The organism is Shewanella sp. GXUN23E, assembly GCF_050865035.1.
GTDB lineage: Bacteria > Pseudomonadota > Gammaproteobacteria > Enterobacterales > Shewanellaceae > Shewanella.
This window is the reverse complement of sequence record NZ_JBOZWP010000002.1, coordinates 52,266-69,504: the sequence shown is the minus strand read 5'-3', so window position 1 is coordinate 69,504 and position 17,239 is coordinate 52,266. Positions and strand designations below refer to the sequence as shown.

The window sequence follows — 17,239 nt, the reverse complement described above, 5'->3', positions numbered from 1 at the left end:
TGGGTCATTTGGGTTTGAGGTAGTGACGCAGTGAACGGGGATCAGTATGTCCGGTCCGACCCATGATGTATAACGTATCTTTGTCATTTTCATGCAGCTGAGTCACACAACCACTTCGCAAGCTGTGGGCGCCGAACCAGGTTTCACCCAACCCAGCAATTTTGCAGTATTTTCTTACGGTTCGGTATACATCATCGCCGTTCAGGAAACCAGAATTCCGGCCTCCCGAGCCAATGGATTTTTGTTGATAATGACGAAGGTATTGACCACAACGGCTGACGGAACGAAACAGATGGCCACGGTCAATTTGCGCTGCATCAATCCAGGCCTTGATGAATGGCGCGGCGGCAAAGGGTTCATCATAGGGAAGATCTTTCCATTCTTTCACGCCGGTCTGATTACTTTTGGAAAACGCCAGTCTGATCCTGAGTTTATCTGACAGAAAACTCAAATAATTGAATTGTAACGACGCCAGCTCTGAACGCCTGAATCCTCCCTGAAAACCAAGAGTTAACAGCGCCTTATCCCGTAACGCCAACAAACTGGAAGACTGACTGTCGACGGCCCGCAGCAATTGCTCCAGCTCAGCGTACATAATCGGCTGCTGATCATACAGGGCCTGTTGACGGTATTGATTGCGACTGATCCCGCGCATGATGCGCAGCAACATAGGATGATCGGTGGGTGGGCGATATCCCGCCTGCAGATGGAAAAAACGTATTGCCGCCAGCCGGGTAATCAAAGTCGCCTTTGACAACTGGCAACCCGATTCCTGCATTACATCCTTTTGCTGACCTATAAAAGAAATGACAGCACGGGGATCTGCCGGCAACGCACTGATCCCGTGATGCTCACAATAACTCTGGAAAATGGCGAAACTGGCCATGTAATTTCGGCGGGTATTGGTCGAAATTTCAAATTCCGTTTCTGCAGCAGCCGATTGAAAGTCGCCCAACAGACTGGCGGGCAATTGGGACTCCTGATAAAAACCATCGGCTCTGGCAGCCTGAAGCGGATGATTGTCAGGCCCAAGTGCAGGATACTGCATCATATTTTCCTAAACTGAAGCATTAAAAATCGCGTCAAATTGTACTTAAATCAGGCATTCTCTACCAGTGATAATCGTCATTATCACTGGTAGAGAATTGATTTGATGAATATAGCAGCACCTGACAATGAGAAGGGAATTAAGCGGTCAGTTATTGTGCACATTATCGCCATGAAGTTAAATGCGCAGAGCTGCATGCTGAGTATCATTGCAGGGAAAGAAATAAATTATGAAATATATGGTGAAACATTTATTCTGCATAATTTGTGGTCGCCAAACAAACCCGGCAAATTATGTTCTTTATAAAGGGCACTTGTGCTGTTAACGCTCAGTCATTTAATGACTTGGAAAAGAAATATAGCGCTGCGATAAATTTGCAAAGTGCCAACTTAAGCATCCAGATATCAGCGAGATCTGCTATTTGACTGATTCAGTTATCAGGCTGGAAGCAACATTCCGCACTGTTCAGATTATCTTCGCTCCGAACACTGACTTAGCAGATTGTGTCTATTCATAAATATCCATTCGAATTCCGATGAAGGGTCTATTTAGAAGTCTCGTCAATCCGCAATATCGCCGGGTTCAGGATCATGCATATAAGCAGTACCGTTGAATGCGTCGAAATAATAAGCAACATTACGACAGGAGTAGATAAACTCGCCAATGCTTCGGACCGCAGGTCATTTTATATTGTAGTGACGTCTAAATACCGGTCAACATTCGCTCACATTAAGGGCGTTGTTTTTAATAATTAGGCTAAATAGTTCAGGTTCCTTTAGATTTCATGATGTATGGTGTGACATACAATTGATTACAGCGAGTTATTCGATAGCAACCCATTTCATAAAACGGCAGCGATGAATTGCGCTGTTAGATATGACGGTCAAATTTTCAACCTGAACGGAGCTGTCAAAGTATTGGTTAATTCAGTGATTACTTAATGTCCTGCGCGTCGTCCTCGGCATATTCAAGAAATGAGATAGTGGTTTTATGTTGCCGTTGGTTTTTAGGTTAAGTTTAATACTGATGGAATCGGAGTGATATTTTCTGAAGAATGTCCTTGCTCTGATCTGGCGGGTGCCTGGACTGCACTTCGGTATGCGGCCTGAAATCATCCAGACTTCGCCTGGCTCACCGTGATGGACGAATGATATAGAACAGCGATAACAATAAATGGTACAACCATTATATTGCAGTGAGTTTATCGTAACATATTATTGTTCATAGCTTTTTTTGCCGTTATAATTCTTCCTATATAAATGGTTAAACCATAATAATATGAGGTGACAAATTGGAATGGCAGTATCATGGTGATGCTCCAAGGGCAGGCCGAAAGCTTTTGTTGTTACAGCTGGATGAAATCAGCCTGGCGGTACCGATGATCTATCGACTGTTAACCAACGACAGCATTACCCGACGTCCGGGCTGGTATCATGAAAACATCCAATCGGTTAACCGACTTTCTGAGTCAGAAGTGTACAGTTCACTTGTTGACAGCTTGCGAGCTCTGGTAAATGGGCTCAGAAGTAAATCTCCCAATCTCAATCAGTTGCTCAACAACAGCAACATAAGACTGAACCAATTTTTCAGTGATTTGGGTTGGAGAGAAGTGCGCAAAGAGATTTCCCAAATCAAAAAGCGTCAGAAAAAAGCCCATATCGAAGTCAGCAAAGATATCATCAATCGTCTTAAGCTCTATATGGATCAGGAAAAATTTGACAGCTTTGATCAGGCTTTGGACAACCTGCTATCGGAATATGCGGCTTCAAATCTTGAAATCGAAGAGTCATATCAGCCCGGGGAACCTCATTTTTCTGCCATATAGCCAGGGGAGTCCCCCCATCCGTTCGTCGTTATTGAGCAAATCATTATATTTTTTGCTCAATATATTGAACGATATAAACTAGGGTTTCCATGAAAAGACAACAGCATGTATTGATCGCCGGTAGTCATCGCGGGATTGGACTTGGGTTGGTGAAAGCCTACCTCAAAGAAGGCTGGAAAGTTTCCGCTCGTTGTCAAAACCAGAAGTGGGCATAGGGACCCGAAGCATTAACTGAGTTGGATTTACCGCTGCGGATAGTTTCGCTGGATGTGACCTCACCACCGGAAATTGCAATACTGGCGAACGCCTTAAAGAGAAAGGCCCTTACTCCATTAATAAATAATGCCGGTCACTAAGGTCCGAAATGAGTGCATTTCGGGAATACCGACATTGCCCAATCGGATAAGGTTTTGCGATCAATGCCATCGCCCCCATAAAGTTGCTGGAGCTTTTTATCCTTATTTATCTCTGCGAACAGCGCATGCATAACCAATATGTCCTCCAAAGTTGGCAATATGGGTGATAATCATTCCGGCAGCGGCTATCTATTTCTTTCATCAAAAGCAGTCCTGAATGTGGTCATTAAAAGTCAATCTTTGGATTTGGCTGAAGATGATATCGGCGTTATCGCAATTCCCCCTGATTGGGTGATGACAGATATGGACGGTGCCAACGCGTTAATTAACACTGAAACCTCAATAGGGGGAATAAAACGTATACTGGATACCATTACTCCGCTTCAGATAGGCTGTTTTATAGATTACTCAGGTTATCAGCTTCTCTGGTAATCGGTATTTTTCATTGATTATCAAAATCATTCAAACGGCTGATTAACTATCTCCTTTCGGTTATCAATCACTGACCCAAAATTTTTTGAATCATTGATACATTTGGTTACATGACGCACGGTTATAAAATATTGATGCCTTGCCCACGTCTTAATGCAAAAGCACTAGTCCTCACAATTGTGGCCTAAAAAACCTGTAAACCTGTCAAGCAATCCTTCCAGATTACCTGTTTTCCCCGAACCCGGTTTACTTTATTGCTCTGACAAGTGTCACAAAATGTGCAAGGTTGATGATCGCCGATTTTGGCAATCGTTTGGAGAAAGACATGTACAACAAGAAGATAATTGCAGCCGCCGTGGCTAGTATGTTTCTGCCTTGTGTTCAGGCAATCGCTGAACAGGAAGTACAGGCCAGTCTGATACCGGATACCTATATTGTTGTGTTCAATACGCCCAGTGTGTTGAATTCAGCCACGCCCAATGCCGTCAGGGAATTTGCCGTCCGGCAGGGCGCAATGCTGGAAAATCAGTATGACATCCAGGTGCAAAAGCACTTCGGTGATGTATTAAATGGCGTGCTGATCAAAGCCAGTAAGGGCCAGCTAATGGCCCTGAGGAAAAACCCGAATGTAAAATATGTTGAACAAGATCAACGAATCACTATTGCGCCTTTAGCTGCCGGTGACCAATCGGGGGCGACCTGGGGGCTTGATCGCATCGATCAACAGGACCTACCTCTGGACAATAACTATCACTATGATTTTGATGGTACAGGGGTGACGGCTTATGTGGTTGATACGGGGGTGCTCAACAGTCACAACGATTTTGGGGGCAGAGCTGCCAGCGGTTATGATTTTGTCGATAACGACAGCGACGCCACTGACTGTAACGGTCATGGTACCCACGTTGCCGGCACGATTGGCGGCAGTACCTGGGGGGTAGCCAAAAATGTGAACATCGTTGGCGTAAGAGTGCTTGATTGCTCTGGCTCAGGTTCCTATTCCGGGGTAATAGATGGCATCAACTGGGTCAAAAATAATGCGTCCGGACCTTCAGTGGCAAATATGAGTCTGGGTGGTGGCGCGTCTCAGGCGGTGGATGACGCCGTAAATGCTGCCGTTGCCTCCGGCGTTACCTTTGTGGTTGCTGCCGGGAATGACAACGCCAATGCCTGTAACTATTCGCCGGCCAGAGCCGCCAATGCGATTACAGTGGGCTCTACGACCAACAGCGACGCCCGTTCCAGTTTTTCCAACTATGGCAGCTGTCTGGACATTTATGCACCAGGTTCCAGCATTACTTCTACCTGGTATACCTCCAACTCAGCAACTAATACCATCAGTGGTACTTCTATGGCATCTCCCCATGTTGCAGGTGCAGCGGCACTGCTGCTGAGTGAAACCCCCGCACTCACGCCGGCGCAGGTGGTATCTGCACTGACGGCCCGAGCATCGTCAGGCAAGGTATCGGATGCTAAAACCGGCTCTCCGAATAAGTTGTTGTATACCCTTGGCGGAGACGGTGGTGGGTGTGGCAATGATTGCCCCGGAAACGACAACGAATTGCAGAACGGGCAGGGCGTCACCGTCAGTGGCGCAAGTGGTTCGGAAACCCAATATCTGATCAACGTTCCGGCTGATGCGTCAAACCTGAATGTTACTCTGGCTGGCGGCTCTGGTGATGGTGACCTCTATGTCCGTTATGGCGCCGCGCCAACAACCTCGACCTGGGATTGCCGTCCCTATAAGAGTGGCAATAATGAGAGTTGTGATTTCAGCAATCCTGCGGCAGGCAGCTGGTATGTCATGGTAAGAGGATATTCAGCCTATTCCGGAGCCACCCTGACCGGCACATATACAACAGGTGGCGGAGGCTGCACGACCGATGGCTGTCTGGATAATGGTATTGCGCTAACTAACCTCAACGGTGCCAGACTGTCACAGTCTTTCTATACCATAGATGTACCGGCAGGTATGACGGTAACGGTGCAAACAAGTGGTGGCAGTGGTGATGCGGATCTGTACGTTAAAGCGGGGAGCGCACCGACGACCAGCAGTTGGGATTGTCGCCCTTACAAGACTGGTAATAACGAAAGCTGTAGCCTGACTCAGGCATCAGCGACCACTTACCATGTCATGCTCAGAGGATACAGCGCCTATTCCGGTGTTCAACTGGTTGCAGGTTACTGAAGACCTCAAATTGCTTAATGAACTACAGTCAGGTCCGCCGTCGTGCGGACTTTTTTCAGGGCGTCAGTATGCCCTGACAACTGTCCTGCAGCGCCTGCCACCACGCCACATGGCGCTGAATTTCCTGGCGCATGTCCAGATAGAGCCCATCCAAAGCCGTATCGTCAAAATAGTAGTCAACCAGGGATTGGTAGGGGGTATCCTGATACAAAGCTCGCAAACTCGGCCCAAGCGACAACTGTATTTGTCTTAGTTTGCTCAGATACGCCTGAGGCCCGGGCAGGAAATACTTCCTGAAAACAGTCGCCAATATCATCTGCTGTTGATTGTTGCGTCCGTTGATACAGTGGTTACTGCCAACTGCCTGAGCCAACAGGTGATTTACACGGCGCAGGTAATTCAGGCTGTCTCTTGCTCCGGCCAGGTAGCCACGCAGAATATGTTGGTGATGTAACATTTCGAGTGCCGGTTCAAGCTCGTTGAGCGTTATGTCGCTATAGCTTCCGGTCAGCAAATCCTGTTGGATACCCCTTAACACCGCCAGCGCGGCACCGGTTTCAGTCAGTCCCGCGGTTGCCGACGGTAAAGACAGCGATTGTTCGCCGGCAAACAAACTGGCCCGCAGCGACTCATCGTTTGTCAGCATAAAGCGGAACATCTGCAACGCGGTGGCTCGTTTGGATTGCAGTGATTGCGTGAGCACATCAGCAAGTTTCGGATATGCTGTAGCCAACTGAGTAATGCATTCCGGCGCCAGTTGCATATAACTCACATGATAGGCGAATAGTTGACTTGGCGGGGCAACTCGGCCAAGACCGCTGTTATGGGCACTGACCACACTGCCCAGGTGGCAACGATCCAGCTTAATGATATCCAACAGGCCAACATTTTCTGTAAACCGGGGAGCCGGTAACTTAGCCGGATGGAATTGTATCGTGTTTACGTCATTGAGCTGGGTATCCTGCTGTAATACGGTTTCCAGTCTGGAAAGGTAATCCTGCCAAAGGTCGTCTGCATTTTTCCGGTTGCAGCCACTCACAGAAAGACACAGCCAAAGAACAGCCCCCCAGCGCCACCATGGATTATTCATCCTGCGCTTCATTTCTATTTCTCCAACAGCGCACCCCGCATTTCGCTCTGCACCCGATTTTATACGAATTTCGCTGAATTAATGACCACGCGAGGGGCAATTTCTCTGTCGAAGGGGTAAACTGAACGCTTTGGAGGAACAGCCTAATGAATTCAGAGCCGCAAAAACTGCTGTCCAGGCATCCCAAACTGGTACAAAGCGATAATAAAGAAGTTGTATCACACATTCAGCGGGAGGTCGGTGAGCAGTACATGAACACCCTGATGATTGCCGAATGCGATACGCCATTCAAATATCTGCGCACTAAAAAATACCGGACTCTTGAAGGGCAAAAAGTCAATCTGACTTACTATCCCGATACCGAAACGGTAGCGGGATTTGATATCGAGGTGATGAAAGTCGTGCGGTTGCGCCGGTCATGACAACTTAAACTTAACCTTTGGTTTTCAGATGCTTGAGCAGGTCACTGGCAAACTGATGTGCCATTTTACAATCACGGGATTGTAATTGAGAAACGCCATCAAGCAGCCAGCTGCGCAGTTTGTCATCCGGTTTGACGGCCAGGTGATCCAGCAGTGTGAGCGCCTTGTCCTTAAGAGCCTGGAGTTGGGCCTCGGGGGCGGAGGTCTGATGAACCCCAATTCCAGTATCAAGGTTACTCAACGCATAACAATAGACCATCACAGCCTGTGCCAGATTCATCGAAGGATAATCATTTTTTAGAGGCACATAGGTGTAGAGATCGCACAGTTCAAGTTCTTCGTTGGACAATCCGCTGGCTTCCCGTCCAAATACCACCCCCATCTTGCCGCCGTGATGCGCCTGTAAACGTTGATTCAATTGATCCGGAGTCAGATATGTTTTTGGACGTCCCCGCTCTCTGGCCGTTGAACCTACCAACAAATCAAACTCATCTCTTAAATCGCTCAGCGATGAGACTTCACGCACATGATCAAGTACGTCTGACGCGCCGTGAGCAACCCAGCGGGCTTCTTCTTCAAGATGTACCCTGGAATTGACCAGAATCAATTCGCTGAACCCCATGGTTTTCAAGGCGCGGGCCGCAGCACCAACATTAGCAGCCCTGGCGGGCTCAACCAGAATAAATGACAAAGACATCGGCAGTAATTCCGTGGCTGACAAAAGCGGCCATTATAAGCATTCATAACGTGAAAAGTCAGAAAACCACGTCAAGCGCTGCTTTTTTAGCTGAGCTCGGCCAATATCCGCGGCCAAAAATACACTTACGAGCAACATCTGTTAATTAACTGAGATTAATCATAGAATTGATTGCATAACAACGACATCACATGCAACATTCGTCGCAATTCAATACGTTGAACAACTTAAGTTTTTGACCTGAATCAGCATAGGGGGCACTTTGACTATCTGGCCAAAATCCATCAACAAATTCACCTTCCTGCTGGCGTTGTATTTCGTCGGCATTTTCAATATCCCGTTTTTTGATATTGTGGCGAAAGGTCTGGCCGAACAGGATCAGATCAGCTGGGGATTTGTTATTTCTATTCCCATTTTTCTGCTGTGCGCCTTATCGATACTGTTTTCTTTTTTCAGTATCAAATACTTGCTCAAACCATTCTTCATCGTACTGACACTGCTCAGTTCATCGGTTTTCTGGGCGCAGTGGCAATATGGCGTGGTGTTTGACGTCAATATGATGCAAAACATCTTTCAGACCAATCAGGCTGAAGCCTCGACCTATCTGAATCTGGCGTCTGCAATCAATATGCTGATTACAGGTATTTTGCCTGCCTATTGGATTTACAAAGCCCCCATAGAATATCCAGGCATAAAGCAGCTGCTGAAAAGCAAAGCGATTTTTATCCTTGCAAATGCCATTATTGTCGTGATTATCGGTGCATTATATTTCCAGAATTTTGTTGCCTTCGGCCGGAATCACGATGAAATCAAACGCGCCATTGTGCCAACCTACTTTATTGGCTCTCTGGCGAAATACATCAATAACCAGTATTTTGTGAAACCTTTGCCCTATGAGCAGCTGGGTACTGATGCCCGGGTAAGGGCGCAGGCCGATAAACCCAGACTACTGGTATTGATGGTAGGCGAAACCGCGCGGGCGCAAAACTTCAGCTACTACGGATATAACAAGCCAACCAACCAATTCACTGAAAAAGACGACCTGCTGGTATTCGAGGATGTCACATCCTGCGGCACTGCAACGGCCGTGTCTTTACCCTGTATGTTTTCCCGTATGAATCGTGAGGATTACAACGCAAGACGTGCCAAAGCGCAGGACTCATTGATTGATGTGCTGGCACACGCGGGAATTGAGCTGGATTGGATCGATAACGATTCAGGCTGCAAAGGTGTCTGCGATCGGGTGCCCAACAAGCTGATCTCACTGACGGCGGACCCCAAACTCTGTGATGGAGAGTCCTGTTTTGACCAGATTCTGGTTGACGAACTGCGCCAGACAGTAACAGCGATGGATACCGATCCCAAGGATACTGTGATTGTCCTGCATATGATGGGCAGTCATGGACCTACCTATTACAAACGCTACCCGGATGACAAACGCCTGTTCACGCCCGATTGCCAGCGCAGCGATATCCAGAACTGCAGCCATGAAGAGTTGATAAACACCTACGACAATACTATTGCTTACTCAGATTACATCCTCAGTCAGGTAATCGACGTACTGAAAACCCAGGAAGCGACCTTTGACACCAGCATGTTGTATTTGTCCGATCATGGCGAGTCACTGGGAGAAAACGGATTGTATCTGCATGGCGCACCCTATGCGCTGGCGCCAAAAGAACAGATCCATGTTCCCATGCTGGCCTGGTTTTCTCCCGGCTTTATTAAGGGCGATGAACTGGCCATGAGTTGTATCAAACAAAAAGCCGCACAGGGCGGCTGGTCACATGACAATTTGTTCGATACCGTGTTGGGACTGATGGACGTCAGCACCTCGGTATATCGTCCCGAACAGGACATACTTGCAGGTTGTTATAAGTCCCGCCACTGATCTTTGATGGCGACAAAGGTGTTGATATTTTCCATAAACAACGCCAGCAAAAAGGGGTCGAAATGTTTTCCGGCTCCTTTTTTCATTTCTACCAGCACATCATCCAATGGCCAGGCATCCTTGTAACAGCGCGCATGGGTGAGGGCATCAAACACATCGGCGATAGCGACAATTCTGGCATACAGGCTTATCTCTTCTCCCTTGAGTTGTTTGGGGTAACCTGTACCATCGTATTTTTCGTGGTGCTCCAATGAGATCTGAGCCGCTACCTGCAGGATGGGACGCTCCGAATCGCCGAGGATCTGAAAGCCCACCTCCGGATGGGTTTTCATAACCTCCCACTCCTGTTCATCCAGCTTGCCCTTTTTGAGCAAAATGGCATCAGGAATGGCGATCTTACCGATATCGTGCATGGGGGCGGCACGCCGCAGAAACTGCGCCTCAGATTCAGTGAGTCCGGCAAGCAGCCCCAGCTCAAAGCAATACTCAGACATACGTTTCACATGATTGGCAGCTTCTTTACTGCGACTCTCGACCACATCGCCAAGCCTCATGATGAGTTCAGATTGGGTACTTTCAACTTCTTTACTCAACATCAGGTTTTCAAAGGCAATACCCACATTTACCGCAAGAATATCAATGAGTTTCTTGTTCAAGTCAGAGATATGGCCAACCCCTTCGAGATAGAGTAGGTTGACCCAGCCCCGTTGCGTCGGAAAATATGCGAGCATGCAGTCTTCCCGATAAATGCAGGATTGTTCAGTAATCGCCTGGTCCATTAAATGGTGAACATCGTCGGGAATAGCAGCGCTGTCGACATCGGAGTAACGGCCGGTGCCAGCAAGCACGTCGAATGAAATTTCGTTGGGCGAGAGCACAATGGCGTCAAAGGAGCTGCAACGCAGGAATAAGGTCTGGGTATCAATATCAAGCAGACTGGCGACCTGACTGAGCAAACCTTCAGCAAAGCGGTGCAACGTGCGCATTTCAAATAAGCCGGACGACGCAGTCAATACCCGTTCAAGGCCTTCCCTGTGCTGGATTTGCGCCTTTCTCGCGCGCTCGATTTCTATGATATCCCGATAGGCCCGTATAGATGTGTAGACACAGGTGAGCAGTCGCCTGGCATCCAGCTCAGATTTGGCTTTGTAGTCATTGATGTCATAGTTGACGATGACATCCTCTTCCGGCGCCTGACCGGGCTGTCCGGTTCTCAGCACCAGGCGGATGGCCTGATTTTTCAGGTCTTCGCGGATCCAGCGTACCAGTTCAAGACCGGCATGATCGGTTTCCATCACCACATCGACAAACGCCATGGCGATATCCGTATGCTCCAATAACAACTCCCGGGCCTGATCTGCGCTGTAAGCATTAATAAATTCGAGCCCGTGTCCATCCAATTTGAATCGGGACAACGCCAGTTTGGTTACGGTATGAATATCCCGCTCATCATCAATGACCAGAATTTTCCAAGGGGGAAGGGGATTACTGTCCACCTGTTTCGGCTTTGCGGAAAATAATGAACCTTTCTTATTGTTTCCCATATTCAGCATCACCAGTAACCTCGCCAAAATGCTTGTTTAAATGAGTGTAGTAGAGCGACAACAAATTGCTTATAAAGCAAACATCTTTGATAAACGCTTACACAAGCGGCAGTTACGTTCCCGGCATCGGCGCAGCAGGCAAAGAATAAGGTATGATTCCCCCAATGTTGATCAGTCCTGACCTTTTATGTCCCAGATAATTCCCTTGTTTGACGCGGCCCCTTTACTTGAGCAGGGGAACGCCGTCGTCAATCAATATATTACTCATACTAGTATGCGTGGCGTTGACGACGCAGGTTTGGTCTATGAGCATGCCTGTGATTGGTTATTGGAACAAAAACACCACGAAAATAACTACAAAGCCTATCGCAGTGAATTGACGACCTTTCTGCACTGGTGTTTCGATGAGGCCTGTTTGTCTCCGGCGATGCTGACACGTCGGGATATCGGCCGTTATGTCAGTTATTGCCAGGCCCCCCCCGCTGAATTGATAGGCTATTTCAATGTGGCACAATTCAAGCTGGATAAGGCCTGTGGCGAACGTTTGCCCAATCCGGCCTGGAAACCCTTTACCGGAAAGCGCCAGCTTGGCAAGAAGTTACCGTACCAGTTATCTGATAATGCACTGAAAACCAAAATCGCTATCCTGTCGTCTTTTTACGCCTATCTGATCGGTGAGGAGTATTGCGACCGCAATCCGGCGCAGATCTGGATGAATCACAGTCGCTATAACAGGGAGCGTAAATTTGCGCTGCAGGAAGATGATGAGCTGCCTGCATTCAGCGAACTGCAGTGGTCTTATGTGATGTCTGCAGCCAACAAACTGGCCCATACAGACCCCAAAACCGGCGAGCGCAGCCTGTTTTTGATAAGCCTGCTGTATGCCTGTTATCTACGGATCTCCGAAGTGGCGGCGCGGGTCGGTTACAGTCCGGTGATGAGTCAATTCAGACGCAATGCGCAGACTAATGTATGGAGCTTCTACGTTCCCCAATCCAAAGGAGGTAAAAAACGCAGTGTTGCTGTCTCCAAGGCCATGCTCGAGGCGCTGATGAGGTATCGCCGTTCACTGGGATTATCAGATTTGCCAGCTGCAGATGAAGATACGCCGTTATTTGTCCGCCACAAAGCCGCCGGGCGAGGGCGGGATACCGGGGTCCTGAATGCTAACCTGGGGATCCGTCAGCTCAGGGATGAAGTGCAGCTGGTGATCAATATGGCATCACAGCAGGCCCGTGCCGATGGACTGGATGGCGACGCACTGGCAATGTCGGCCATGACTGCCCACAATATTCGTCATACCGGAATCACCCATGATATCAATATCAACTTAAGACCGCTGTCGCATGTTCAGGCTGACGCCGGCCATGAAAGCATTGATACGACGTCAAAATACCTGCATACCAGTCAAACGGAACGTCATCAAAGCGCCTTCTCCAAGGCAATGGATAATCTTGCGGGTATCGCCGGGGAATAACCACAACCGGGGACAGGTAACTACCTGTTCCCAAAATTGTTTTTTGTATAAAACAAGCCGATATTCACCGACAAAAGGTGATTCAGCAGTATCCTAAAGTCGGACGCCAAAGCGCCGCGACTAGGGATGGATTACCACTTCTGGCGGCTTTCCGGCCGCTATTGACTGGATATACTGCCAGCATAGGAAGTACGTTATTTGGCGCCAGTTGACGCTTGTCTTTAAACTCTCACTACTTTTGCAGCCATTTCTGGTGTAACCCAATTTGTCTGGCGTAACTTCGCATCTTGGCTCCAGCATCAATAACATGTCACTGACATGCCAACTGCTGAAACTCAATATACCTTTATTACCTTGAATCAATCAGATACCTCATGGCACGGATTTTTCTAAAGCATCGCCTCATGTTCGGCTAGATCACCACAGCATGACCCAGGCGGGCGAGGACAAGCCCCCTTGTTTTCAGTACAACACATGGAGTATCCAAGATGATGGTTATCAGTAAAGTATCGTTGGCCGTGAGTGTAACTCTGGCCGTGGGTATGTTACCGGCACAGGCGATAAGCCGGGGGCCGGAGGTGCGGGAAGGACAGCAGACCTTCGCGGTATCAAGAGCGTTGCAAATTCAAAAAATCGGTCCGGGCATTAATGCTTTTGCGACAGACAATAACATGTTGCCGTTGATCGTTGAGCTCAACTCTCCCGCTTACCGGACCCTGCAAAAACAGGCCCGGCAAAGGGAGGCCCGGGCCGTCGCCCAAATTTCCAAAGAGATTCGCTCCCTGACAAGAGATTTTGGCCCCAAAGGCAGCTTTGCTTCCAAAGATGAAGAGTTAAAAGCCTGGTCAGCGGTGCAGGGCAGTCAGCCCGCCGGGCTAAAAGCGCGAATGATGCTGCTGAATCAACAAAGAGAGCAGATAATTACCGAACAGCGCGAGGAGTTTAAAACCCGGGCAACATCAATACTCGCGCCATCGCAATTGGCGTTCTCTCAGATGATTGAGTCGCTGGGGGGGAAGGTCACTGAATTTATCGACATCAACCACAGCGCCGCTATCCAGCTTCCTGCCCAGGCAGTGGATTCACTGGCTCAGGAACCTTTGGTCATCAGTATCAATCTGGATAATCCCGGCGAGCCCGAGCTCAATAATCAGGCACAATCTCTTGGTGTCTCCGCTTTTTGGAATGATGGGGAAGATGGTGGTGTGTGGGATGTCGGCATTTTGGACAGTGGTGTGGAAGAAACCCACGACGCCCTAGTCAGTCACACCATTGAGGAACACTACACGGGTAACGGTTATCACGGTACAGGCGTTGCCTGTATGTATGCCAGCAATAACAGTACCTATAAAGGACTGGCGTTTGGGCTTGATAAGATTCTGGTCGACGACGCCGGCTCTGAATCGACCTCCATGGCCGGTGCCAACTGGATGGTCAGCAGTGCGTCGGACGATCCGGAAGTGATCAATTATTCCTGGGGAAATGGTTCCGCAGCAACGTCTACCTGGGGAAATATGGCCCGCTTTGTTGATGGTATCGTGCATAACAAAAACCTGATTTGGGCCAAGTCAGCAGGTAATGCGGGATATGGCACGGCAACCACCATGACGCAACCGGGGGAAAACTACAACGGCATTACAGTCGCCAACATGAACGACATGGATACCGTATCCCGCGCCGATGACGTCATTAACAGCGACAGCAGCCGCGGGCCGACCTACGATGGTCGCAAAAAGCCCGATATTTCTGCACCAGGCAACCGTACCTATACCTGCACGACAGGAAACAGTTATGCCAACCTTGGCGGGACAAGTTCAGCGGCCCCCAAAGTAGGCGCTGTCTCTTTGTTGCTGAGAGATTCGGGTCACTACTATCCCATCTCTATGAAAGCAACCATGATCAATACCGCCGACTCCTGGGAGGACAATGATACCCAGACAACATCCGATGATGGCCAGGTGACAGGTAAAGAGTGGAATCGAACCTATGGTTGGGGCTATCTGGATGCGGCCCACGCCGAGTTTCATAAGGATGACTTCTTCATCGACACCATAGGCAAAACCGGCGCAAACAACGACTACCGCCTTTACGTTGGACAGAACTATATCGGAGATAAATCAACCATAGTCTGGGAACGGGATGTGGAATATGACAGTGCCAACACACCGACCAGCTACCGCGATTTGAGCGATATTAACCTCAGACTGTATGACGAGGACTCGGAAACACTGGAAGACAGCGATTTTTCCTCAAAGGACAATGTCCATCAGGTTGCTGCGACATCAACTGGACGTAAAGTGATCAAGGTGTATGCGTGGAACAGCAGTCAAAATGAGACAGTGGCACTGGCCACTGAAGAAAACTTTGAGCGGGCAGAAGTACCATCGTTCACACTGACCAAAAGTTACACTTCTGCAGGGTTGTTGGGATATTACAATGTCAAGGTGACGATGGCGAATCAGGGAACTATTAAAGCTCATGATATTACTGCGAAAATTACCTTACCAACTGGTATCTCCCTGATCTCACCGGCAGCCAGTGTTGCAGTGACGGATCTGGCAGCGGGCGCGGGCACATCAGCCACATGGCTGGTGTATAAAAGTCCTTTGGCAAGCTTAGGCGGGATCCATTACACAGTAACCAGTCAGTCTTACGGTGAAGTGTTCAGCAATACGCTCTGACGGAATAAACGAACCTGATAATTTATATCGTCAGTCCAGGCACAGGGATGTGCCTGAGTGCAGCGACAAACTGAATTTGGCAAATGATCCACCGGTAGCAGTTCGATAGCAGGGAAGACGTCGTGACAACTCGGAGTAACAGCAATTCAATAGCGGTAATAGGAACAGCGCAGCGGCGCACATAGCTTATCCACCCGAAGGGAAGGCTCCCGGCAGGTTATTGCCTACAGGTAACGCGGGCTTCGGCTGGAGACCGGCCGATAGCTCAATTCAAGCAGTTTAAGAGCCTCTGAAAATCCACCCCAGATTCTGCTGATATATCGAAATAACGAAGCGTTGAGTAAAAGAGAGGAGAGGGGCGCTGGCCCCGCAACGAGCTGAAAAATCAGCCAATCCGCCTGGTACTGAAAACGACAAACATTGGCTTTCGGTTGCTCAGGACGATTGCCAGACAGAAGGGGAGCTACGGCTTGTTTGGACCTGAGTCAGAATGGCACCATTGCCAACAAAGTCACGAATAAGAAGAGGGCAGATCATTCTTTTGTACCCATTGAGAAGCTCCCAAACATCTGCATTGTCAGACGTCCTCTGTTAGTAACGGATGCATATTTGAACCAGAAAAGGGCGCTGGCGTAATGACTATACTGACGGGCGTTTTGACAGGCCATCGATTTTACGCCGTCGTTGGCACAGAAAATATGAAGCCACAGGATAGACGCAAACGCTGGCAGTCTTGTCAGTGTTTTCCAGCATGAACCATGCGTAATGGCTTTTACTTCAGATTCCTGGAACCACGATGAATGTTGGCATTTAGCCCAAAGCGTCTGCATGAGTTAATGCCGATAATGCTATTTATCGGCATTAACTGTGAAAGAAGGGAACACACTGCTTTCTACGGGAGCCAATCCGTAAATCCAAAATAGCTTAAACATCAAGGCCATGAGCCCAATCAGCCTTGCACAATAACCAACAATGATGGTCTCGCACCAGACAGGTATCAAAATGCGGGGATTTCCACAGAAATCCCCGCTATAACCGAGGTTACACCGCTTAACACCGATGATAATGGCCAATTTGTTGATCTCAAACTACACACCAAACAGGTATCCAGCATCATTGGGTGAACAGTATTCCGACAGCCGAATCCGGACGGTGCTGGAAAATACGCTCATATCATGTTTAGCTGACACTTTGGGGTCTGAAATCCACCGCCAACTGATGTCGGTTGAGAGCAAGCAGAACAATCAATTTGCTCAATTAAAATTTGGATACTTGGACGTCTAATGTGATGGTCAAATCAGTCTCGACACTATTTGAACCAACGGCTTGCCAAGCCCATGGCAGCTGACGTAATGATCAGTTAGCTGCTTTTACCATTAGGCTGCGAAGCCAGTCATCAACAGAAAAATACTGAAAATCAACTGATGGACGATCTCAGTAAAGAAGGACTTCGATATACTATTTCTGATAGGTCATGTCATCTGGTCCACAGATCACGGCTCGGATTGGGTCTATCAAGCACCAGGGAAAATCTGAACTCAGTGCATTACCTTCGATAGGTTTTTGAACACAGGCAAAACGCGATTCC

Annotated in this window: 11 protein-coding genes; 7 read left to right on the top strand and 4 right to left on the bottom strand. The window is 48.4% G+C overall.

Going from position 1 to position 17,239, the window contains the following annotated elements; genetic code table 11:
* Positions 1-4 precede the first annotated feature (4 nt).
* The gene (locus tag ACRRUX_RS02510; RefSeq protein WP_432527311.1) at positions 5-1,048 is read right to left on the bottom strand and encodes a tyrosine-type recombinase/integrase; all 1,044 of its coding nucleotides are present in this window, start codon (positions 1,046-1,048) and stop codon (positions 5-7) included.
* Between the two features lie 1,339 nt (positions 1,049-2,387).
* Between ACRRUX_RS02510 and ACRRUX_RS02505 the strand changes: the two genes are divergently transcribed.
* The 3 genes from ACRRUX_RS02505 (at position 2,388) to ACRRUX_RS02495 (ending at position 5,849) form a co-directional block, all read left to right on the top strand.
* A complete protein-coding gene (locus tag ACRRUX_RS02505; protein WP_432526864.1) occupies positions 2,388-2,873 on the top strand; it encodes a hypothetical protein in 486 nt (161 codons plus the stop codon).
* A gap of 494 nt (positions 2,874-3,367) precedes the next feature.
* The gene (locus tag ACRRUX_RS02500) at positions 3,368-3,661 is read left to right on the top strand and encodes a hypothetical protein (RefSeq protein WP_432526862.1); all 294 of its coding nucleotides are present in this window, start codon (positions 3,368-3,370) and stop codon (positions 3,659-3,661) included.
* Positions 3,662-3,986: 325 nt separating this feature from the next.
* Complete coding sequence (locus tag ACRRUX_RS02495; protein ID WP_432527309.1) at positions 3,987-5,849, top strand: S8 family serine peptidase; 1,863 nt, start codon at positions 3,987-3,989, stop codon at positions 5,847-5,849.
* 55 nt (positions 5,850-5,904) lie between these two features.
* On the opposite strand, the gene ACRRUX_RS02490 is transcribed toward ACRRUX_RS02495, so the two are convergent.
* Positions 5,905-6,939 (bottom strand): DUF3080 family protein, encoded by a 1,035-nt coding sequence (locus tag ACRRUX_RS02490; protein ID WP_432526860.1) that lies wholly within the window; start codon positions 6,937-6,939, stop codon positions 5,905-5,907.
* Between the two features lie 146 nt (positions 6,940-7,085).
* On the opposite strand from ACRRUX_RS02490, the gene ACRRUX_RS02485 reads away from it, so the two are divergent.
* Entirely contained in the window at positions 7,086-7,361 is a 276-nt protein-coding gene (locus ACRRUX_RS02485; RefSeq protein WP_432526858.1) for a hypothetical protein, read from the top strand.
* Between the two features lie 10 nt (positions 7,362-7,371).
* Here the strand turns inward: ACRRUX_RS02485 and ACRRUX_RS02480 are convergent, their stop codons facing one another.
* Positions 7,372-8,058, bottom strand: coding sequence for a tRNA/rRNA methyltransferase (locus tag ACRRUX_RS02480; protein WP_432526856.1), 687 nt, complete (start codon positions 8,056-8,058; stop codon positions 7,372-7,374).
* A 262-nt stretch (positions 8,059-8,320) separates the two neighbouring features.
* Here ACRRUX_RS02480 and ACRRUX_RS02475 point away from each other — a divergent pair, with 262 nt between their 5' ends.
* Positions 8,321-9,949, top strand: coding sequence for a phosphoethanolamine transferase (locus tag ACRRUX_RS02475; RefSeq protein ID WP_432526854.1), 1,629 nt, complete (start codon positions 8,321-8,323; stop codon positions 9,947-9,949).
* On the opposite strand, the gene ACRRUX_RS02470 is transcribed toward ACRRUX_RS02475, so the two are convergent.
* The gene (locus ACRRUX_RS02470; RefSeq protein ID WP_432526852.1) at positions 9,931-11,493 is read right to left on the bottom strand and encodes a DUF3369 domain-containing protein; all 1,563 of its coding nucleotides are present in this window, start codon (positions 11,491-11,493) and stop codon (positions 9,931-9,933) included. The genes ACRRUX_RS02475 and ACRRUX_RS02470 overlap by 19 nt on opposite strands.
* Positions 11,494-11,680: 187 nt before the next feature.
* On the opposite strand from ACRRUX_RS02470, the gene ACRRUX_RS02465 reads away from it, so the two are divergent.
* Both ACRRUX_RS02465 and ACRRUX_RS02460 read left to right on the top strand, forming a co-directional pair.
* Positions 11,681-12,970, top strand: a complete 1,290-nt coding sequence (locus tag ACRRUX_RS02465) for a tyrosine-type recombinase/integrase (protein ID WP_432526850.1) — start codon at positions 11,681-11,683, stop codon at positions 12,968-12,970.
* Positions 12,971-13,458: 488 nt separating this feature from the next.
* Entirely contained in the window at positions 13,459-15,651 is a 2,193-nt protein-coding gene (locus ACRRUX_RS02460) for a S8 family serine peptidase (RefSeq protein ID WP_432526848.1), read from the top strand.
* Positions 15,652-17,239 lie beyond the last annotated feature (1,588 nt).